This is a genomic window from Paraniabella ginsengisoli (assembly GCF_022513635.1).
In the GTDB taxonomy this organism is placed as follows: domain Bacteria; phylum Bacteroidota; class Bacteroidia; order Chitinophagales; family Chitinophagaceae; genus Niabella; species Niabella ginsengisoli.
The window spans coordinates 311,230-331,367 of sequence record NZ_JAKWBL010000003.1 but is presented as its reverse complement, the minus strand read 5'-3'; the positions used below and the strand labels follow the sequence as shown (position 1 = coordinate 331,367).

General features: G+C 38.2%; 26 protein-coding genes and 3 pseudogenes. 20 read left to right on the top strand and 9 right to left on the bottom strand.

Annotation, left to right across the window (positions count from 1 at the left end):
• Nucleotides 1-51 precede the first annotated feature (51 nt).
• The 11 genes and pseudogenes from MKP09_RS16290 to MKP09_RS16240 all read left to right on the top strand — a co-directional run bounded on the left by MKP09_RS16290 (nt 52) and on the right by MKP09_RS16240 (nt 9,005).
• Nucleotides 52-849, top strand: a complete 798-nt coding sequence (locus MKP09_RS16290; RefSeq protein ID WP_240831185.1) for an N-formylglutamate amidohydrolase — start codon at nt 52-54, stop codon at nt 847-849.
• Nucleotides 846-2,147: a tyrosine/phenylalanine carboxypeptidase domain-containing protein gene (locus MKP09_RS16285; protein ID WP_240831183.1), complete on the top strand. Its 1,302-nt coding sequence runs from the start codon at nt 846-848 to the stop codon at nt 2,145-2,147. Before MKP09_RS16290 ends, MKP09_RS16285 begins: the two co-directional genes overlap by 4 nt.
• Nucleotides 2,080-2,524 (top strand): annotated as a pseudogene (locus tag MKP09_RS28255) (tyrosine/phenylalanine carboxypeptidase domain-containing protein). The gene MKP09_RS16285 and the pseudogene MKP09_RS28255 overlap by 68 nt, the downstream one beginning before the upstream one ends.
• On the top strand, nt 2,521-2,688 hold the full coding sequence (locus MKP09_RS16275) for a hypothetical protein (RefSeq protein WP_240831179.1): 168 nt from the start codon (nt 2,521-2,523) through the stop codon (nt 2,686-2,688). Before MKP09_RS28255 ends, MKP09_RS16275 begins: the two are co-directional and overlap by 4 nt.
• Nucleotides 2,689-2,794: 106 nt before the next feature.
• The gene (locus MKP09_RS16270) at nt 2,795-3,001 is read left to right on the top strand and encodes a hypothetical protein (RefSeq protein ID WP_240831177.1); all 207 of its coding nucleotides are present in this window, start codon (nt 2,795-2,797) and stop codon (nt 2,999-3,001) included.
• Nucleotides 2,994-3,158: a hypothetical protein gene (locus MKP09_RS16265; RefSeq protein WP_240831175.1), complete on the top strand. Its 165-nt coding sequence runs from the start codon at nt 2,994-2,996 to the stop codon at nt 3,156-3,158. Before MKP09_RS16270 ends, MKP09_RS16265 begins: the two co-directional genes overlap by 8 nt.
• Nucleotides 3,095-3,776, top strand: a pseudogene (locus MKP09_RS28250) (ATP-grasp domain-containing protein). The gene MKP09_RS16265 and the pseudogene MKP09_RS28250 overlap by 64 nt, the downstream one beginning before the upstream one ends.
• 180 nt (nt 3,777-3,956) lie before the next feature.
• On the top strand, nt 3,957-5,318 hold the full coding sequence (locus MKP09_RS16255) for a carboxypeptidase-like regulatory domain-containing protein (protein ID WP_240831173.1): 1,362 nt from the start codon (nt 3,957-3,959) through the stop codon (nt 5,316-5,318).
• Nucleotides 5,315-6,265, top strand: a complete 951-nt coding sequence (locus MKP09_RS16250; RefSeq protein ID WP_240831170.1) for a SusC/RagA family TonB-linked outer membrane protein — start codon at nt 5,315-5,317, stop codon at nt 6,263-6,265. Before MKP09_RS16255 ends, MKP09_RS16250 begins: the two co-directional genes overlap by 4 nt.
• On the top strand, nt 6,235-7,176 hold the full coding sequence (locus tag MKP09_RS16245; RefSeq protein WP_240831168.1) for a SusC/RagA family TonB-linked outer membrane protein: 942 nt from the start codon (nt 6,235-6,237) through the stop codon (nt 7,174-7,176). The genes MKP09_RS16250 and MKP09_RS16245 overlap by 31 nt, the downstream gene beginning before the upstream one ends.
• A gap of 26 nt (nt 7,177-7,202) precedes the next feature.
• Nucleotides 7,203-9,005, top strand: a complete 1,803-nt coding sequence (locus MKP09_RS16240) for a RagB/SusD family nutrient uptake outer membrane protein (RefSeq protein ID WP_240831166.1) — start codon at nt 7,203-7,205, stop codon at nt 9,003-9,005.
• A gap of 44 nt (nt 9,006-9,049) precedes the next feature.
• On the opposite strand, the gene MKP09_RS16235 is transcribed toward MKP09_RS16240, so the two are convergent.
• The 4 genes from MKP09_RS16235 to MKP09_RS16220 form a co-directional block, all read right to left on the bottom strand.
• Nucleotides 9,050-9,952: a sucrase ferredoxin gene (locus MKP09_RS16235; protein ID WP_240831164.1), complete on the bottom strand. Its 903-nt coding sequence runs from the start codon at nt 9,950-9,952 to the stop codon at nt 9,050-9,052.
• 147 nt (nt 9,953-10,099) lie between these two features.
• Complete coding sequence (locus MKP09_RS16230) at nt 10,100-10,276, bottom strand: hypothetical protein (protein WP_240831162.1); 177 nt, start codon at nt 10,274-10,276, stop codon at nt 10,100-10,102.
• Entirely contained in the window at nt 10,264-11,283 is a 1,020-nt protein-coding gene (locus MKP09_RS16225; protein WP_240831160.1) for a cupin domain-containing protein, read from the bottom strand. Before MKP09_RS16225 ends, MKP09_RS16230 begins: the two co-directional genes overlap by 13 nt.
• Before the next feature lie 96 nt (nt 11,284-11,379).
• Nucleotides 11,380-11,619 (bottom strand): hypothetical protein, encoded by a 240-nt coding sequence (locus MKP09_RS16220; protein WP_240831158.1) that lies wholly within the window; start codon nt 11,617-11,619, stop codon nt 11,380-11,382.
• 169 nt (nt 11,620-11,788) lie between these two features.
• Between MKP09_RS16220 and MKP09_RS28910 the strand changes: the two genes are divergently transcribed.
• From MKP09_RS28910 to MKP09_RS16180, 9 genes are all read left to right on the top strand, one after another.
• Nucleotides 11,789-12,313 carry a glycoside hydrolase domain-containing protein gene (locus tag MKP09_RS28910; RefSeq protein ID WP_240831156.1) on the top strand — a complete coding sequence of 175 codons (525 nt, stop codon included), beginning with the start codon at nt 11,789-11,791 and terminating at the stop codon, nt 12,311-12,313.
• Nucleotides 12,267-13,076, top strand: coding sequence for a glycoside hydrolase domain-containing protein (locus MKP09_RS28905; protein WP_240831514.1), 810 nt, complete (start codon nt 12,267-12,269; stop codon nt 13,074-13,076). The genes MKP09_RS28910 and MKP09_RS28905 overlap by 47 nt, the downstream gene beginning before the upstream one ends.
• Before the next feature lie 17 nt (nt 13,077-13,093).
• The gene (locus MKP09_RS26390; protein ID WP_317235365.1) at nt 13,094-13,465 is read left to right on the top strand and encodes a glycoside hydrolase domain-containing protein; all 372 of its coding nucleotides are present in this window, start codon (nt 13,094-13,096) and stop codon (nt 13,463-13,465) included.
• A 23-nt stretch (nt 13,466-13,488) separates the two neighbouring features.
• Nucleotides 13,489-13,686: a hypothetical protein gene (locus MKP09_RS28900; RefSeq protein WP_490355050.1), complete on the top strand. Its 198-nt coding sequence runs from the start codon at nt 13,489-13,491 to the stop codon at nt 13,684-13,686.
• Nucleotides 13,683-14,774: a hypothetical protein gene (locus tag MKP09_RS16200; RefSeq protein ID WP_490355052.1), complete on the top strand. Its 1,092-nt coding sequence runs from the start codon at nt 13,683-13,685 to the stop codon at nt 14,772-14,774. Before MKP09_RS28900 ends, MKP09_RS16200 begins: the two co-directional genes overlap by 4 nt.
• Before the next feature lie 425 nt (nt 14,775-15,199).
• On the top strand, nt 15,200-15,814 hold the full coding sequence (locus MKP09_RS16195; RefSeq protein ID WP_240831154.1) for an IS110 family transposase: 615 nt from the start codon (nt 15,200-15,202) through the stop codon (nt 15,812-15,814).
• Nucleotides 15,811-16,251, top strand: a complete 441-nt coding sequence (locus MKP09_RS16190; protein ID WP_449587068.1) for a transposase — start codon at nt 15,811-15,813, stop codon at nt 16,249-16,251. Before MKP09_RS16195 ends, MKP09_RS16190 begins: the two co-directional genes overlap by 4 nt.
• Before the next feature lie 366 nt (nt 16,252-16,617).
• On the top strand, nt 16,618-16,998 hold the full coding sequence (locus tag MKP09_RS16185; RefSeq protein ID WP_240831147.1) for a sugar phosphate isomerase/epimerase family protein: 381 nt from the start codon (nt 16,618-16,620) through the stop codon (nt 16,996-16,998).
• A gap of 2 nt (nt 16,999-17,000) precedes the next feature.
• Nucleotides 17,001-17,327 carry a hypothetical protein gene (locus MKP09_RS16180; protein WP_240831143.1) on the top strand — a complete coding sequence of 109 codons (327 nt, stop codon included), beginning with the start codon at nt 17,001-17,003 and terminating at the stop codon, nt 17,325-17,327.
• 138 nt (nt 17,328-17,465) lie between these two features.
• On the opposite strand, the gene MKP09_RS16175 is transcribed toward MKP09_RS16180, so the two are convergent.
• From MKP09_RS16175 to MKP09_RS16155, 5 genes and pseudogenes are all read right to left on the bottom strand, one after another.
• Nucleotides 17,466-17,927, bottom strand: a complete 462-nt coding sequence (locus MKP09_RS16175; protein ID WP_240831141.1) for a DUF983 domain-containing protein — start codon at nt 17,925-17,927, stop codon at nt 17,466-17,468.
• 5 nt (nt 17,928-17,932) lie between these two features.
• Nucleotides 17,933-18,196, bottom strand: coding sequence for a hypothetical protein (locus MKP09_RS16170; protein WP_240831139.1), 264 nt, complete (start codon nt 18,194-18,196; stop codon nt 17,933-17,935).
• Complete coding sequence (locus tag MKP09_RS16165; protein ID WP_240831137.1) at nt 18,196-19,224, bottom strand: UDP-N-acetylmuramoyl-tripeptide--D-alanyl-D-alanine ligase; 1,029 nt, start codon at nt 19,222-19,224, stop codon at nt 18,196-18,198. The genes MKP09_RS16170 and MKP09_RS16165 overlap by 1 nt, the downstream gene beginning before the upstream one ends.
• 164 nt (nt 19,225-19,388) lie before the next feature.
• Nucleotides 19,389-19,613 (bottom strand): helix-turn-helix transcriptional regulator, encoded by a 225-nt coding sequence (locus tag MKP09_RS16160; protein ID WP_240831135.1) that lies wholly within the window; start codon nt 19,611-19,613, stop codon nt 19,389-19,391.
• 195 nt (nt 19,614-19,808) lie between these two features.
• A pseudogene (locus tag MKP09_RS16155) lies at nt 19,809-20,104 on the bottom strand (type II toxin-antitoxin system HigB family toxin).
• Nucleotides 20,105-20,138: the final 34 nt, after the last annotated feature.

Below are 20,138 nucleotides of genomic sequence, written 5' to 3'. Positions count from 1 at the left end.
TCTCCACTATCTTAAAATTATTGTGGCTTACTTTTTGTCTTTAAAGAGGTTATGACCGCCGATAATTTTTTTACCATAACAAACAGAAATACTCCCATTATCGTTTTTGCGCTTCACGATGGGCATGGCATTGAAGATTCGCTGAGGGATTATCTTTTGCTGGACGAGCAAGCCTGTGCGCGTGAAGAAGATCCTTACACTGGTTATATGATTTCAGATCTGCCGGTTACTACAGTAATTGTTCATTCATCACGTTTTCAACTGGACCTGAACAGAGCAAAAGATAAGTCCATTTATAAGAAGCCAGAAGATGCATGGGGCCTCAACGTATGGAAAAATCTTCCAGACTCAAGTGTACAGGAACTTCATAAAAAGTACGATATTTTTTATAGCGCTATTGCTCATCTTATCGAAGAGGCGATAACTGCACATGGTTATTTCTTTATTTTGGATGTTCACTCTTACAATCATAAACGCGATAACAGTTTTGAGGAAGCACCAGTTGATACTCATCCCGAGATTAATTTAGGTACAGCTTACAATAAAACTAAATGGAAAAATACTTGCGATCGTTTCGCCGAATTTTTATCTAAAGAAAAAATTCTTGATCACGCAATTGATGCACGGCAAAATATAATATTTAAAGGAGGCGGATTCGCGCAATGGGTGATAGAGAACTATGGAGCACAAGGCGCAGTCTTTTCAATCGAATTCAAAAAAACTTTTATGGATGAATGGACGGGTATTGCTAACATTCCACATATTAACGAGCTTAAAAAGTTGCTTGCATTATCGGTAAGCTTTTTGTATAAAGAAAGGAAACAAGAAAAAGAGGATGTAAAACAATGACCGAAGCAGGCCAAAAAATACTAAATCGACTACAGGATAAACTTAAGAAGTCTGATCCTATTCATATCAGTTTGCCAGGAAATGGAATTTTGAAAATTGAAAAGGCGGTTCCATTTTTATTGGTTTACAGGCTGCGCGGTGGTAAAGATTATTTTGCCAATCGGTTGGGTAAAACTGAATCATCTTATTTAGTAATAGAAGAAGATAATGAAGGGCTATTGGTAAAGATCGTAGAGTCGATCAGTAATTTATTTGCAGATAAATTTAAGGGATTTCTTGTTGTAGAAACCTGGTTGGCACCGCAGCCTTATCAATCACCGTTTACAATTTATATAAATCAAAAAAGCGCTATAGATACTGCCCGTAAGTTAGATGCCGAGCTTAATAAGATTCCTATTCCTTCCTGGGGTAAAACATCTTTAATTAAAAAGCAGGATGAGCCAGCAGCGCCACAAGATAAGAAGCCCTTGTCAAAAGAATATCTTGAAAAACATGGCATTACTTTAGTGGGTTTGGAAATTGCACCAGTTTATATTAATGAAATTACAGGCAAACCATATCCCTTGTTCTTACGCGAATTACGGGCAAGTTATAGTAAGGCATTACGAAAGAGTTTTTTTGAGTTCATTCGTCTTCAAACATCCTTTAGTGCGTCACATTTTCAAATGTTGGGCACAACGATAGTGGATGATAAGGCCAGGGAAATTGATAGGGAGCTTGCGGCTTACAGCAAATTATTTGATTTTTTAATGTTGGTTACCCCAATCAATGTAGAAGAAGCCTGGCAGGATTTTAAAAAGGCTAACTATGCTAAAAATCCTATATTTCATTATCGTCCTATGCCGGTGGATCCTGAACTTATTAAAAGGAAAATATATAATCTGCCGGTTGAAGATATCATTGATCCTACAGTTGCATTTTTATTTCGCGATAAGCGTAAAGAAATAGACCGCATGTTAAACATGATGCAGGAAAGGGAAAAGCATGATTTTATGCTTAGTAGTCTGCAATTGTTTGGGCCTGTTAGTGAACAGTTGCTGGATATTGCCAAGGCGTTGTTAGTGGCAATAGATGTAAACCATGAACCGGCGAGCGAATCCAAAAGAATGAATGCGGCGCAGTTTGCATTACTTGCACAAAAAGAATTAAAATGGCTGAGGTTGCAGGACCCAAGTATTTCCACCAGTGTTCGAATAGCAGATGATGTAGAAGGAATATTGGTTTCCAAAGGTGTGCTTAATATTAATTCAGCATTTGGTGTATCAAAAAAGCGCGCGCAGCCCTTTGTTACAACATGAAATAGGCACTCATGTTGTAACTTATTATAATGGAAAGGCCCAGCCACTTGAGTTATTTTCCATAGGGGTACCCGGTTATGAAGAATTGCAGGAAGGTCTTGCTGTACTCGCCGAATATTTAAATGACGGGTTAACCAATAGTCGAATGCGTACTCTGGCTGCCCGTCGTGGCCGTACACGAAATGGTAAGTGGAAAATCTTTTGTTGAAACTTTCAACTTGCTTACAGATAAGTATACATTTGTTGAACATTCAGCATTTAATATTTGTATGCGGGCATACAGAGGCGGCGGTTTAACTAAGGATGCTGTTTATTTAAAAGGCTTTTTAAATATCATTAATTATATAAAAAAGGAAAAGACCTTAAACATCTATTGATCGGCAAGATAAGGGAAGACTATTTGCCTGTGGTGCAGGAATTGATACATCGAAACATTTTACTTGAAGCACCTATTACTCCACGTTTTCTGTCGGGAGATTTCAAAGAGAAAATTGAAGCAATTAAAAAAGATGGAAACATTTTTAAAATGATCCAGCAATGAGAATAGTGTAAACTGTCATGTAAGGATTATTAAAAACATGAGTAAATGATAGTTTTAAAAAAACTAAAGATTATACCAGACATTTAAAATATAAAAATATAAATAAATGAAAATAGCTTTTGTTATTAACGACTATGATACTGAAGAACCCTTATATACTACAACCCGATTGGCGTTGCAAGCTTTGCAAATGGGTCATGATGTATTTTATATTGCTGTGGAGGATTTTAGTTATACAGCATCGGGACAAATGGGTGCGCATAAAAAAAGCTCCATCAAAAAAATTCAGAAGCCCCAAGATATTCATGGATGAGGTATTTAAGGTTGATAAGAAGTTGATAGAGTCCAAAGATCTGGATGTGTTGATGTTAAGAAATGATCCGTCTGCAGATTTGGAAGAGCGGCCATGGGCACAATACGCGGGCATTGTATTTGGTCAGCTCGCAAAAAGAATGGAGTGTTGGTGTTGAATAACCCTGACATGCTGGCGAAAGCTACAAATAAAATGTATTTCCAATACTTTCCTGAAATAATAAGACCTGAAACCATTATTACCCGCAGCCTTAGCGAAATACAAAGTTTTTATGCTTCGCATAAAAAGAATATCGTATTGAAACCATTACAGGGTTCCGGTGGAAAGAACGTATTCCTGGTGAATGAGCAAAATAAAAATTTAAACCAGATAGTAGATGCCATAGGACGTGATGGATATATTGTTGTACAGGAATATCTTCCTAAAGCAAGCAAAGGAGATGTACGGCTTTTTTATTAGAAGGTAAGCCCATTGAAATAAACGGAAAGATAGCGGCTATTCATCGTTCACAGGCCGAAGGTGATATCAGAAGTAATATACATCAGGGTGGAAGTGTATCTCCTGCTAAGATTACTAAAAAACACTGGACATTGTAGATGCGGTAAGCCATAAGCTAGTCAAGGATGGTATGTTTCTCGTAGGTCTTGATATTGTTGGCGATAAGGTTATGGAAGTAAATGTATTTAGTCCTGGTGGCATGGGGCATGCCTGTAAACTCAACGATGAAAATTATTTTGAAGTTGTGATACAAGCTATTGAAGAACAATTGCATTAGAAAAAGTAGGGGAATTTAGGGCGTATTATTTTGACTATATTTTGACAAATATTAACTCAAGAGGGTTGTTCTGTTAAGATTGTGCTATTTTCGGCACTAAGCTAAAACCCTCAAATCTTGAAACTAAACCAATCCCTCAAACGGGTTCGCTTTTGCGTGAACCTACCTAAATGCATTGCTTTGGCATTGCTAGTTTTAATCATCCATCCTCGTACTCGCGCAGCGGACATAGTCAGTAAGTTTTATTTTCAGACGGACCATACCGTCGCAGGCACGGTCGTCAGTAATCAAGGTTCAGCGATTGCAGGAGCAACCGTGATCGTAAAAAGCACGCAACAAGCAACCACAACCGATTCGAGTGGTCACTTTAGTATAAGGATGCCGTCTGGCACGGATACACTCGTAATTAGCTATGTTGGTTTTGCTAGTCTTGACGTTCCTGTAAATAATCAAACGCAGGTCAATATTACATTAGGCCCTGTACAGGGCGAAATGGATGAAGTGGTGGTAGTAGGTTATGGTACGCAAAAGAAATCGAATATTACCGGAGCGGTATCATCAATCAATACAGCTAAAATAAACAACATTCCACTTACCAATATGTCGAATGCGTTGGCGGGACGTGCCGCAGGCGTTACGGTAGTCAATACATCTGGCTTATCGGGCGCATCTTCAACGATTCGGGTACGTGGAAGTTTTGGAGAGCCTGTATATGTAATTGATGGTATTATTAAAAGTAAAGCAGCTTTTGATGCCCTTGACCCGAATGAAATTGATCAGATGAGTATATTGAAAGATGCAGCAACTGCTTCGGTTTATGGCGTGCAGGCTGGTAATGGTGTAATGGTTATCACTACCAAAAGAGGATCATCTGGTAAGCCGGTATTTGGTTTTCAAACCTCCTTTACAACTTCAAGGCCAACACAGGAATTATTGGCTGATATGACGACTGCTACAGATGAGCTAACTTATCAGAATCGTGTAACGCAGTGGAATAATGAATATAATGATCGAAGCGATCCGCTACCTAATACACAAACTATTTTTGACTACTTTAAGGATCGGTCATATAACGCTAACGATTGGGTTTGGCGCAATCCATCCAATCAAAAATATTTACTAAGTGTAAGTGGGGGAAGCGAAAAGATCAATTACTATTCAATGGTAAGCTATACTGGAGAGAAAGGATCTTACATCAATCTCGATTTCAAGAAATTTAATATGCGTAGTAATGTGACAGCCAAATTAAGTAATGCAATATCGGTAAATCTTAACCTGGCTGCGTCACAACAAAATGCGGATCGCTTCTACTGGCCATTTACAGGTGATGATGATTATGATGTGAGTGATTTTTACAGGGTTACTTTTAACTGGCCTAAGCTGTTCCCTTTTTATCTTAATGAAGATGGAAGCGTAGCTAATAACATCACTGATTATCCGGTTCAACCGGCAATAGGTAGCTTTCAGCTTTGGAATGTTGTAGATATGGTGCAAGGCGATAGGTATATCAATACTCGCCGTAGGCAGTTTAATCGATCTTGACATTAGATATAAAGTTGGATCAGTTCGTGAAAGGGTTATCAACAAAGTTGGTGGGTAATTATGAAGCCAATGATTATATGCGGAAATGGTATCTTACGCATCAATACAATTATAAATTCATTTCAGCCGATCCAACCAACAACCCATATATTCCCGGCAGGCCAGATCCTAATCAGATCAATATATTTACTTTCAGTCAGAATCAACCATTTCTACGTTATAATATTTCTACAGGATGGCAATACCAGGTTAACTGGTATTTAAATTATGACAGGAAATTTGGCGAACATGCCATAAATGCAATGACGGTATTTGAACAGGCAGATAACAGAAGAATCGGCGCTACTGCTCAGGGATTTGCTCCAGTAACAGATATTGACCAAATGTTTGCTTATTCTACTTCTCCAGGTAACAGATTTGGAGATGCTGAAGAGTTTATAGATCCTGCATTAACACGCCAGTCCTGGATTGGCAGATTGAATTACAATTATGGCAATCGTTACCTGGCTGATTTTTCATTCCGATATGATGGTACCGTGTTGGCAGCAAAAAGCCAAAGATGGGGTTTCTTTCCATCAGCTTCTCTGGCATGGAGAATATCGCAGGAGTCATTCTTTAAAGACAATATCGATTGGATTAATGAGTTAAAGTTGCGAGGAGGCTATGGAACTACAGGTAATTTAGTTAATGTTGCTAATGAACAAATAGGAAAGTTCTTGTACATGGATACATATGCTAACGCTGGAGGCTATATGTTTGGTAATACCTATTATATAAATGTAGGGCCTGGTCCAACACCGGTGCCAGGCATCACTTGGGCAACGAATTATGAAACCAACCTTGGATTAGATTTTGCAATGTTGAAAAATCGACTATCAGGATCGATTGATGGGTTCTTAAAAAGAAGAAGAATATTTTGGGCGCGCGCGATGTTACCATTCCTGTAACTTATGGACGCGCCTTAGCACCAGAAAACTATGCTGCTAATTCAACGCGTGGGCTGGAACTTGCTTTGCAATGGCAGGATAAAGTAGGAGAATTTATTTACTCTGTTTATGCCAATATAGGATATGCAAAAGATAGGTGGGACGTTTTAGACCCTTCAAATGCCTCCTACTATCCCGGACAACCACAGGATTTTAGATATCCTGTAGGATATCCTGCTAACAGGCTTTTCGGCTTTGTAGCTGAAGACCTGGTGCGCACTCAATCTGAATTAGATGCATTGTTGGCAGATGGCTATACAATTTTTGGTAGGAAACCATACCTGGGAGCTATTAAATATAAAGATATACGTGGTGCTGGTTTTTCCAATACACCTGATGGGAAAATTGATGATAACGATGTAATACTTCTTAGTGATAATGGCGCGCCACGTATCAATTATGGCGTTGGCTTTGCTGTTTCATGGAGAGGCTTTTCGTTGGATGCCCTTCTTCAGGGTGTTGGAAAATATGACAGGATGATCAGCAACCAGGATGGTGAAGGTATGCGCCAGCATGGAGGTTCCATAAGGCCATATTACCCAATATGGACCGACGATGTGTGGACACCAGAAAACCCCAATGCAAAATATCCGCGGCCTGTTGGCAAGAACTGGTTGGAGTCGGGAACTTTAGGTTCCACCTTTTGGCTTCGTAATGGAGCTTACCTCAGACTTAGAAACATTAATGTTGCGTATGATCTTCCAGCAAATTGGATTAATAAAATAGGTCTTACGGGAACACAGATATTTCTAAACGGAACTAACCTGTTTACGTTTTCAAAGATGAAAGAGTTTCAGGATCCTGAACAAAAGAATTACGATTCATATCCTATTATGAAAACATTTACGGTAGGATTGAATCTTAAGTTTTAATGCCATTCCATAATAAAAAGAAACACATGAAAAAATTATTGATCATATATTCATCGGCGATTATTTTATTCGCCAGTTGCTCAAAAGTGCTGGACATACCCAATCTCAATGGTTATGATCCTTCGTTGGTATGGACAGATCCCAATGTAGCAAACGCTTACCTAGGAAATATTTATTCCGATGCCTTTGGGAATTGGAACATAGGTCTTGACGGACAAAGTGAACAACTCACCGGCGTACCTTTTCCAGCAGATGTCGTAACTACTGTAAATGCAGGAAATCTCGTAGCCATACCGGGTTCTGGAAATAATGACTGGAACAATAATTACACGCGCATACGTTTAATCAATGAAGGTATTCTGAGAACCAACATTGGTACATTACCGCAAAATGTTAAAGATGCATTACTGGGACAATTTTATTTTTTAAGAGCGTATACTTATTTCGGCCTTGTGAAAACTTACGGCGGCGTACCCTATTTAAAAGTGCCGCAAGACAGATATGCGGATGAGCTGAATATTCCACGCAACTCCACGAAGGACTGCTTTGATTTTATTAATAATGATTTGGATTCAGCTATTGGTTTACTGCCACAACGTATCACTTCTTCATCGGGCGATTGGGGAAGAATCGATGGTAATTTCGCGTTGGCCTTCAAGGCAAAAGTATCGTTGTATAAAGCGTCACCACAATTCAATCCGGGCAATCCCTGGAACAATAGTTATTGGAGTGAAGCTTACACTATAAATAAAAAGGCTTATGATAGTCTGAGCACGCAAGGCTACACGCTTATAGAGGATTATGCACAAATAGCACTGTCTGAAAGAAACGCCGAAGTGGTTTTTTCCGTAACCAATTTATTCCCTAACAAAGTTGCTGCATGGGATAATGGCGCTCGTCCTGGTTCGCTCAGTCGTGGCCCGGCTTCTGTTGGTCCCACATGGGAAATGGTTAAAGCTTTTCCTATGAAAGATGGAAAACAGTATGATGACCCTTCCGGGCTATATTATAAAAGCGATGCAGAATTCTTACAATCCTATTGGCTTAACAGAGATCCACGCTTTGAAAAATCCGTTGTATGGAATGCAGGTTTGTACCCAGTTGCTGGTACCATGCCAGGTTACAGGCAGTACACATCAATTGGAATCGCCAATGTATTGGATAGTTACGGCGTAAATCCTAAATCATCAGAAAAGTCGCAAAATAATGACAGATACAGCGGATTCTTCATTTTAAAGAACAGTAATCTTTCGCTCACACAAGCTCAGGTTCAACAATATGATGTGGACTATGTTTTGATGCGCTTTGCGGAAGTGATGTTAAATTATGCTGAGGCAGCTAATGAAACAGGGCACACATCGGAGGCTTTGGATATTCTAAAAGCGATACGTCAAAGGGCAGGAATCGAAGCTGGTGCGAGTGGTAGTTATGGCATAATAGCAACTACGCGCGAGCAGACAAGGCAGGCGATTATGGATGAACGTAACATTGAGTTTTGTTTTGAGGGTTTGAGATTTAGCGATCTGCGCAGGTGGAGAATGTTCAGTGTCTTCAACGCCAAACCTAAAAATGGGGTTGAAGCGATTGCTATTAACGCTGGTGGTGCCGAAATACCTTTGACACAAGCCAGGGAAATGGCTTTAGCCAATCAATTGACTGAGACCAATTTCAAATACAGCTTATTACAAACGCCACAGTCTGGTGTTGACATTAATACTCTGCCGAATAAATATTATTTTGCACCAATACAGCAAAATGTTATTGCTGCAGGAAGTAAAATAGAGCAGAATAAAGATTGGGGAGGAACATTCAATCCAACTTTAGAATAATGTTCATATCAAAAAAGTAAAAGGGTGCTTAAAAGCACCCTTTTTTATGACTCAATTTTTTCTAATCTTGACAATCTGAATTTTGATATATTTTCCTGCTTTTTTGCTTTGCAGGTAAGCAGGTGCGGATAATCAATTGCCACTCTTTCCAAATCCAGTATATAATGTCCGTTATTGCTGGTGGTTACATCTACCGAATAATGATTGCCTTCGTGCAATAACAGGTGGGTGTGTATTTCAAAATCTATATCATAATTTTGTAAATATTCCCGTAAGTGACATTCAATCGCCTGTTCGTAAAACGATCGCCGGCTTAAACCCCGAAATTTATTCTTGTATATCTTGCGTAACAGGGTTCTAACCATGATGTGTCCTACATCTTCAACTGCTACATGTCCGTAATAAATACCAAACGGCATTGCTACTACATTAGCCGCAAACCTGTCGCCGCCTACATGTGTGCATTCCCAAACATTTACATCAGCATTGAAGGATTCAAAAAATTTAAAAACAGGAAATCCGAATTTAGCACAGCATTTATCTTTTTTACCATTTGTGCATATAACAAAAAAGGGATCTGTTTGCCATTGTGTATCTGGCGAATTGATTTGATCGCCAAGCCTTATGGAAGTAACCTTGTCGATGGTGGTGTGAATAGTAAAGTATCGGAAGGTTTTACAATCAACAAAAGATATCTTACAATCTTTAAAGTTTGTTTTTTTATTTCGGGTTAATAATACTTTAGCCTTAAGAGACTTTGCAAGCTGTTGTATTTCTCTTAGCCAATCCTTATCAAAATGAGCTTCAATGATCTTTTCCGGAAAAGGATTGCTGTGTTCGATCAAAATGAAAGCATTTGAATTAGCCGCTGTACCTGCCAGTTGCTCCTTAAAATACCTTGACGCTGCGCTACAAAAAAAAACTTCCTTATTTATATTACTTTCCAAACATGAATGCTTTATAGTTCATCGATAAATATCATTGGCTTTGATCGCCATCTCGACCGCAGAGAGATCTCCTTGTTACATATATGATGCTGGCTACTGGAGAAGCCTTCTTCGTTGGTATGACGCTCCATTAAGTTAATGCGCTAATCACATTGACTCATCAATATAAACAACGCCTTCTCTTATAAGTTTTGTAACGAGGTCTTTTGTTACTTCTGTGTTTTCGGGCAAATCTTTCAAACTGAATTTTTTATTGCTAAAAACGAAGTCTAATGCTGGTTTTACAGCATCGGGAATCTGTATAGATTTGCCTAATAATTGCAATTCGTTTGCCGATTCTTTTTTACAAAGGTATAAATAACGCCTTCGTTCAGTCTTAATTTTGTTTCGGAGGTTACTTTATCAATATTTCTAATGCTTTCGAAATAATTATGAAGGGGCTGTGCCTGCGCCGTTTTATGATTTTTGTTCAACCGCTCAATACCTTTATCAAAATTTAATTCTGAAAGTTTTTGTTTAAGCACTTCGGTTTTTTCTTTTATCAAATCGGAAATATCACCTTTCCAAAAAGGCACTGCTTCGCGGAAGGTTTTAAACTCTTCCAATTGAGGGAAAATTTCATTGAAATACCTGGCCCAGGTAAAAGATAATATTCCAATAGTGATATGCGACGAAATTCCGTCATCAGCCATCGCGTCATGCACATAGCCACGTGGCACATACAAAAAATCGCCGGGACTTAACTGAATAGTTTGAACAGGCTCTTTGTTATAATCCTTACTTACAAAAGTCTGATTTTTTGTAGGAAGTTCTTTTTCGAATCCATACAAATGCCAGGTTTTAGTTCCCGATATCTGGAGTACAAAAACATCATGCGTATCCCAATGGGGGTTAAAGCCTTGCGATTTGTTAGGTGTAATATATAAATTAGCCTGCACCGGCGCATTGAATTTTTGTGAAAGTTGCAAACAACAATGAGACAGGTTGTTGAAATAACGCTGCCCGGCTTGTACGACGAATGTTGCGCCATTATTAAACAAGGCAAATGCCTTATCTGTATTTATAATACCGTCTTTGCGATGATGCCCGATAGGAGTGCTTTTGAGCGTATATTCTGTGTTAGGTATTTCTTTGCCATTTTTTACAATTCTGATAGAGGGGTAGAAAACATCTTGTCTTTCCAGGTAATTTGAAATTTCTTTAGGAGTTAATATGCTTTCATAATAATGCTCGTCATTCCTTTTTATATGTAAAATATCTTTTTCATGATAAGTGTTGAAAAAATCATCAACTGTATAAGGGTTTACAATTGTATCGAAAAAATTATTCATTGTCTGGTTTTAATGAAGTCTTTAAATTAAAAAAAGCCGCAGAAATTTACCATAACTGCGGCTTTTTAAAAAAGTTCGTTTGATCAGCTGGAATACTTAAGCTCCTGTTGTTCCTTCACTTTCAGTAGTACCACCATCACCATCGGCACCACCATCTCCGTCAGCGCCGCCGTCTCCATCAGCACCACCATCTCCATCAGCGCCATCGCCACCGTCTTCACCACCATCGCCGTCCCCATCACCATCACCGTCGTACGCACCAGCAGCTCCAGTCGTTTCATCTAATCTTGTTACTAATAAATCTTCCTGCGTAAATTCCATATTTGTTGTTTCCATAAAATGATTTTGAGGTTTTTAATTTAAAATGATATTTGCCTAACTAAAATAAGCAATCTTTTCGATTTATAAAAATCAAAATCAGTGCCATTTTTTCTTTATAAAATGATTAACAAATGTTCATCAAAGCTTAACTTACGCTCTTAAATTTTTTTCAATACATGCGTTATTGTTTTATAGCCCTTTTTTTCTTTGCAATGTAGTTTCCGCACAGTCTATTAAATATGTAAATGGTAATAATAACTGGGATGCAGACTCATTAGGCAACCATAGCTTCGTTGTTCAGTTAACTGCAGCTGAATATTCAAAAAACAAAACTGTGGCGCATGTGGTTATTCCATGGCGCAGAAACGATGACAATCCTTCTGAAAAACGCATTATCATTGTTAGTGAAAATGGAAAGCAGCCTCTTTCCAATATCAAAATCATAAAATCTGATAACGAAACTGGCAATATATTATTTGAACCTCTTAATGGTCCCGGCAAATATTATATATATTATATGCCTTATAAAAATGAAGGCAGGTCGAACTATCCAAAAGGCGTGTATCTGAAACCGGAGCAAACGGCCGACGAAAGCTGGATCAAACAAACGAATTTGCGAAAGGCTTTTGCAGAAGCATCTGCGATCCAATATGAAGCCATTGATGCTTTCAATAGTTTTTACCCGATGGAGGTTATTGCAACAAAGTGAAACTGAGAAGTTATTGAGCTCGGCGGGTAATAAAAGTTTTATTGTCTTCCCTGAAGACCGGATGCATCCGATAAAAATGCAAACCTATTTGCCGCAACGCTGGATAAAGCGCGGCATGAAGGATACTTTCACAGATACTGCTTCGCGTGGCGAGTATCTGGCTTTCCAATTAGGTGTTTACGCATTGCAGGATTTGCAAAATTTACACATCAATTTTTCTGACTTAAAATCAAAAACAGGCAAAACTATTAATGCAAAGCATATTTCTTGCTTAAATACCAACGGAACAGATTATAAAGAAGAGCCACTTGTTAAGGTAGTCAACGTAAAGCCGGGTGTGGTGCAATCTATGTGGTGCGCCGTAGATGTGCCAGTTGATGCAACGCCGGGAATATATACCGGTAAAGCAACCGTTTTAACTGCAGGACAAACGCCACAAAGCATCAACATAACCCTTCATGTAATAAAAGATGTTTTAAAAGACGGAGGAATTAGCAACCCTGAAAAGCAAACAAGGTTAAAATGGCTTAATTCAACATTGGCTCAGGAAAATACAGTAATTGCGCCCTATACACCTTTACAAGTAGGGGATACGTCAGTTTCTCTTTTAGGAAGAAAAGTTTTGATTGGCAAGACTGGGTTTCCAGCACAGATACAAACTTTTTTCACGCCTGAAATGACAAGTGTTAGTTCAAAAGAAAATAACATTTTGACGGAACCTATGCATTTTCATTTTATTGAAAGCAAGTCTCAAAAAATATAGAATGGAAAAGTAGCGGAGTGGAGTTTTTACAAAAAGATGCCGGAACTGTTCGATGGAAATCTGTTAACACATCGCCTTCTTTAAATATGCAGGTTGATGCCACATTAGAGTTCGATGGATTTCTTTCCTATACAGTAAGGCTCATTGCTTCTCAGGACATAGCTATTAAAGATATAAACTTCCATATTCCTGTTGTTCCTGATTTTGCTAAATACTTTATGGGTTTAGGCTTGAAAGGTGGTAACCGGCCAGATTCAGTTCTTTGGAAGTGGGATGTTGCCAATAAAAATCAAGACGGAGGATGGATCGGAAACGTAAATGCCGGTCTCCAGTTTTCTTTACGTGATGAACATTATGTGCGTCCGTTAAATACGAACTTTTACCTATAAAAACCTTTGTTGTTGCCCACTTCATGGGGAAATGGCGACAAAGGAGGAATCAATATTTTCAAAAAGGAAGCGCCGTGTTGGTGGATGCTTATAGCGGCGCGCGTAACATGAAAAAAGGCGATACACTATATTATGATTTTCATTTGCTGATAACCCCTTCCACACGCTTAATACCGATTTTCAATGGGCCAACCGCTTCTATCATAAATATGAAGACATAAAAAGTATTAAAGAAAAAGGAGCGAATCTTATTAATATACATCATGCAACGCCTATTAACCCTTACATTAACTATCCTTTTATCGAATGGAAAAAGATGAAAGGTTATATTGATAGTGCTCATGCCCAAGGTTTAAAAGTTAAGATATATAATACGGTACGCGAACTTTCAAATAAGGCCTATGAAACATTTCCGATGAGAAGCCTTGGACATGAAATATATTCTCCCGGTCCGGGTGGTGGCTTTAGCTGGCTACAGGAGCATATTGGAAAAGATTATATTGCTGCATGGTTTGTGCCTTCTATTAAAGATGCTGCAATTGTAAATAGCGGTATGAGCAGATGGCATAATTATTATGTTGAAGGAATGAACTGGCTTGTAAAAAATGTTGGCATTGATGGTATTTATTTAGATGATGTGGCGTTTGACCGCATAACCATGAAACGAATTAAGCGTGTGTTAACGGAAAGTGATCATCCAGGAATTATCGATCTTCATTCAGCAAACCAGTATAATAAAAGCGATGGATTTAATAACAGCGCCAATTTATACATGGAGCATTTTCCTTATTTAAACAGGTTATGGTTTGGAGAATATTTTGATTATGAGAAAAGCGATCCCGACTTCTTTTTAACTGAAGTAAGTGGTATACCTTTCGGTCTAATGGGAGAAATGTTGCAGGATGGAGGAAATGCATGGCGCGGAATGATATATGGAATGACAAACCGCCTTCCTTGGAGTGGTGGTGCAGATCCAACTCCTATGTGGAAAGTTTGGGATGATTTTGGTATGGAAGGTTCGCAGATGATTGGTTACTGGAGTCCTGATTGCCCGGTAAAGGCCAATAACAGTAAAGTATTAACTACGGTTTATAAAAAAGAAGGAAAAGCATTGGTGTCGATTGCAAGCTGGGCTGATGAGAACGTAAATGTGAAACTAATTATCGATTGGAAAAAATTAGAAATTGATCCGGCTACTGCAACTATTACTGCAAAAGAAATTAAAGACTTTCAGCCTGCTAAAACCTTTGGTGCGAATGATGAAATAGTGGTTGAAAAAAATAAGGGTTGGTTGTTGATCATCCAATAATTCTAACAGAACTTTAAAAAAAACACATAGATACATAGCATTTGCTTCGTTTGAGGATATATAGCATCCGCCGAAAGCGGAACATAGCATCTTCCTAATGAGGGCTTATATGTTTCTTATATTTCCTATTTATTATAAAACCTATGTATCTCCTATGTTTGTTTTTATAAAAATAGTTCTTTGAGATTTTGATTAAAGATACCAATAGATTTGAGTTTATAAAGTGAAAAAGGATGAGAGCGAATATGTACCTAAGCAACGTTAAGTATGCTCTCACATAGATATAGCCTCATCCTTTTTTATCTCTCTTCGAGTTTGAACAGAATGTAAGGAACAGGGCAAAGCTTTGTATCCAGAATATCCAAGCAGGAGACAAAACGAAAGGGGATTTTTCACTTTACTTTTTTATTTTCAAAAGTATTGGTATGAAACAAATTGTAAAACAGGTTTGCGGTATTGATGTAGCGCAGAAAGAATTGGTAGTGGCATTTGGCCGTATGTACGATGATTTTAGCTCGCAAGTGTATGCCCACAAAACATTTGTGAACAATGTAAAAGGATTCGATTCTTTATTAAGCTGGGTAAAAAAGTTGTCAGAGGAAGTTATTGAAGTTCTATTTTTTATGGAAGCAACGGGTGTTTATCATGAAAAGCTTGCGTATCATCTTTATCTGAATAATCAGCAAGTGAACATTGTGTTACCCAATAAAATCAGCAACTATGCCCGCTCATTAGAAGTCAAAACGGTTACGGACAAAACAGCCAGCGAAGCTATTACACAGTTCGGATTAGAGCGAAAATCAGAGCCCTGGAGTCCTCCCGATCCTGTATTTAAGCAAATGCGGCAGTTGGTAAGGGAACGAGATCAGATAGTGCAGGCACGCACTGTAGCCAAGAATCAGCTTCATGCAGAACAGGCAGAAGCGATACCACTTAAAAATACCGTAAGCAGGCTAAAAAAGCAGATCACGTTTTTCGATAAACAAATAACAGAAGTGGTTCAAGAGATCAATGTATTGATAAAGTCAAATGAAAAATAAAAGTTGCGGTTGATTTATTATGTTCCATTCCCGGAGTGGGGTTATTAACCGCTTCAACTGTGCTGGCAGAAACGAATGGTTTTGATTTGATAAAGAATAAAAAACAACTGACTAGTTATGCGGGCTTAGATGTAAAGGAAAAGCAATCGGGTACTTCGGTAAAAGGAAAACCCAAAATATCAAAAAGAGGCAACAAGTATTTGCGAAAATCTTTGCACATGCCGGCGTTGGGCGCAATAAGCCATGATGAAAGATTTAAAGCCATATTTGCAAGATTAGTAGCCAGGCACGGCATTAAAATGAAAGCTGTAGTAGCTATACAAAGAAAGCTGCTAGAACTAATGTACACGCTCTATAAAAAGCAAGAAAAATATGATAAAAACTATTTTAACAACAATACTGGAGAACATGATACAGAAGATGGAAAAAAGGAGTAGGAAGCAAATAAATATTGCTCCCTACACAGGCTGGCGCATAGCCGCCTAAAACTCGAAATTAATTAAAAAATCTTTGGTTTTTAACACAGAATCTATGTGGTAAAAAATAAGTTTAAACAACAAAGTAAAATAAGCTCGTCTATATGAACAGAAAACTATTTTTAAAACAAATGTCGGCTGCAGTTGCGGCGACCACTGTGTTTCCTGCATTAGGGAATGATGTATTATTTGGAAAAAAGGCAAAATCTTTTTTGAGATCTCACTTGCGGAATGGTCGTTACATAAAAGCCTTTTCGCTAAAGAGATCAGCAATCTTGATTTTCCGGTAATGGCAAAAAAGATTTTGGGATCAGCATTGTAGAATATGTGAATGCTTTTTTCAAAGACAAAGCTGAAGACACGAAATACCTGAATGAGTTGTTGAAGCGTTGTAAAGATAATGGTGTAAAGAACCATTTAATTATGTGTGACGGAGAGGGCGAATTGGGCGACACGGATAATGCAAAACGATTAAAGGCTGTAGAAAATCATTATAAATGGGTGGGTGCTGCCAAGTATTTGGGTTGTGCTACCATTCGTGTAAATGCAGCAGGTGGCGGAACAAAAGAAGTTGTTGCTTCGGCTGCTGTAGATGGATTAAGCAAGTTGGGCGAGTATGCAGCAAAAGAAAAGATCAACGTGATCGTAGAAAATCATGGAGGTTACTCATCGGATGGAAGCTGGTTGAGCGGCGTGATGAAAAAGTGAATATGCCCAACGTGGGCACATTGCCTGATTTCGGAAATTTTTGTATCAAGAGAGATTCACAAAATTGGAAGATATGTGTAGATGAATATGACCGGTATAAAGGAACTGGCGAACTGATGCCTTTTGCGAAAGGAGTAAGTGCTAAAAGCTTAGAATTTGATGAGAAAGGAAATTGTGTAGAAACGGATTATTCCAGAATCATGAAAATAGTAAAAGATTCAGGCTTTAAAGGTTATGTGGGAATAGAGTATGAAGGCGATAAACTTTCTGAAAAAGAAGGCATCTTAAAAACAAAAGCTTTATTAGAGCGTATGCAAAAAGAATTGTAACCCGAATTTTAGTCAGCCCCGAAAGGGGCTGAACTTTTATTGTTACATGCGAAGCATACGGAAGATCCTGTATGTACTACAGTTGAAGGGAGCGTCGCAAAATCGATAAGTTATATTTATTGCTGACTCAAAATATAATTACCAGTTATTTCCCTGGTCTTTATTAATGCGTTCTGAAACGTCTATTGGGCCATGTTCGCGCCAGTTGGGGTCGTACTTTACAAACCATGATAGCCACAGGCTTCGGGATAGGCGCATGAGCCAGGGCTGCAAAACCACAAGTAATAGCGCGTTAAAAATGATCCAGTAAATAAACCGGTTGTCCTGCAACGAAAAGCCGACAATTACCCACCAGGCAATGGCGCTTGCAACGCACAACGCTACCGCAAGCATGTAACTTACATAGCTGGTGCCGTAGAAAAAACCTACTTCAATTTCTGTGGGTTGCCCGCAAACGGGGCATGCTTTATTCATTTTCAGCATACCACTCAGTTTCAAGCTGAGTGGCTTTTCAAATAATTTACCTTCCCGGCAACGCGGACAATAACATCCTAACACTGCTCCAACATAACTTCTGCTTGCTTTTATCTCTGTGCTCATGGCGGTTATTTTTTTATGGCAGTAAGAATTTTTTCCATTTGTGAACTGCGGCTGCCTTTTATTAAAAAGTAAGTGTTTTCGAAGTTTTGGCTTTGCGCCCAGTTGGCGGCATCCGCTGACTGATCGAAGTATAGAAAGTCGTTTTTATAAGGTTCAAAAGGTTTACCAACTAATATCACTTTATGCCAGTTATGTTTTTTGATTTGGTTGATAAGCGATTCGTGTTCGGCTTCTGTTTCAATTCCCATTTCTGCCATTGCCCCAATCATCAAAACTTTTTTGTTGTGTCAATATGTTCAAAATTTTCGATAGCCAGTTTCATGCTGCTGGGGTTGGCATTATAGGCATCTAAAATAATTTTATTACTACCGGTTTCAACTAATTGCGAACGGCTGTTGGAAGGAACGTACTTTTCTATGGCAGATTTTATTTCATTAAGAGAAATATTAAAAGCATCGCCAACGGCAACCGCTGCCAACACATTTGGTAAGTTATAATCTCCAACCAACTGCGTTTTTATTTCAGTATTTGTATTTTCTATTTCGACGTGTACGTTTAGTAAAGTAGCATTATTGCCTGAATGGCCTGTTACATGGGCATCTTGCGTTCCGTAAGTAATTATTTTTGAAATGTCCTTGCTCATTGTTTGCAGATAATCATAATCCTGCATAATAAACGCAACAGCGTCGTCTTTTGTTTTAAGATAGTCAAATAACTCACCTTTACCTTTTCTTACACCTTCAATGCTGCCAAATCCTTCTAAATGAGCTTTACCACAATTAGTAATCAATCCATGCGTAGGTTCAGCAATACGACAATAGCTTTCAATTTCAAGCAAATGATTGGCACCCATTTCAATCACAGCTATTTCTGCATCCCGTTTAATTTTAAGAAGCGTAAGTGGAATGCCGATGTGATTATTCAGGTTGCCTTCGGTTGTGTAAACTTTGTATTTTTCTGACAAAACAGTATGTATCAGTTCTTTGGTTGTTGTTTTGCCATTGCTTCCGGTAATGGCAATAAAGGGAATGGAAAACTGCTTGCGATGATGATTGGCCAATTGTTGTAAAGCCGTTAATACATCATCGACTAAGATTGTTTTTTCAGAAATCTCAAATTCTTTTTCACCTATTACAACATAGGCAGCGCCTGCTTCAAGCGCAGCTTTTGCAAAACTATTACCATTAAAATTAGGTCCTTTCAGCGCAAAGAAAATATCACCCGATTTTAATTTTCGGGTGTCTGTCTGAACGGAAGGATATTGTTTATATATATTGTATAAGTCCGCAATTTGCATGCGGCAAAAATAAGCAAAGCATGGAGACCTTCAAGGTTTTTAAAACCTTGAAGGTCTTTTCACTTGAGCTGCACCTGTACCTTATTTAAAGTGTTTTGTAACTTACCTTTATCCGCAAATAGTAAATTATGAGTTATAGAATAGGCAGCGGTATTGACTTCATTTTACGAAAACTCAATAATTGTTTTGGGGTCAATGTTGAAAACCTGATAAAGTTTTTTGGCCATTTTCATCGAAATATTTCTTTTCCCGTTTAATATTTGGCTGAAAGTATTTTCTTTTACTTCTAAAAGTGTTGCGGCCTGGCGTTGGTTAAGTGCTTTGGCGTGCATTTTATTTTCTATTGAAACAATAAGTGGGTTCTTCAATTTTAAAGGAGTCAGATTCATGTAAGTGCTTTCATAATCTGCACATAAATTTCCCAGCCGGCTGATCTCTTTGGTGTACTTATTACTTGCATCAGCGTCCTTTAAATATCCTTTTTTGTAGCTGTTGCAATAAGCGTTTCGATATGATTCATCACATTTTTGTATGTAATGCTGTCATCAATGCCCTTCAAATCTTCAAAAATTGATTTCTTCATGTTACAAATTTTCAATATTCCTAATCTTGTCATACTCCGAATGTGTACCACAAAACCTGATCTGCATAAACCCCTGGATAAATATTACCAAAACAATTAGTCGGTATCTATTTCCTCTGATGTTAAAACATACCTGCTGTTACCTACATAATCTGCCGTTGGAAAAACGTTTTTCAACTCATTGTGATTACTAAAGTCACTATGCTCAACGATCTCAATCCACCGGTTTATTGAGCTGATGGAATCGGGATGCCTTTTTGCAAAATCAGACAAAAAAGGTTTGTTAGCAATTTTCATTTAGCAATATTAATGCAAATGTACAAAATACTTC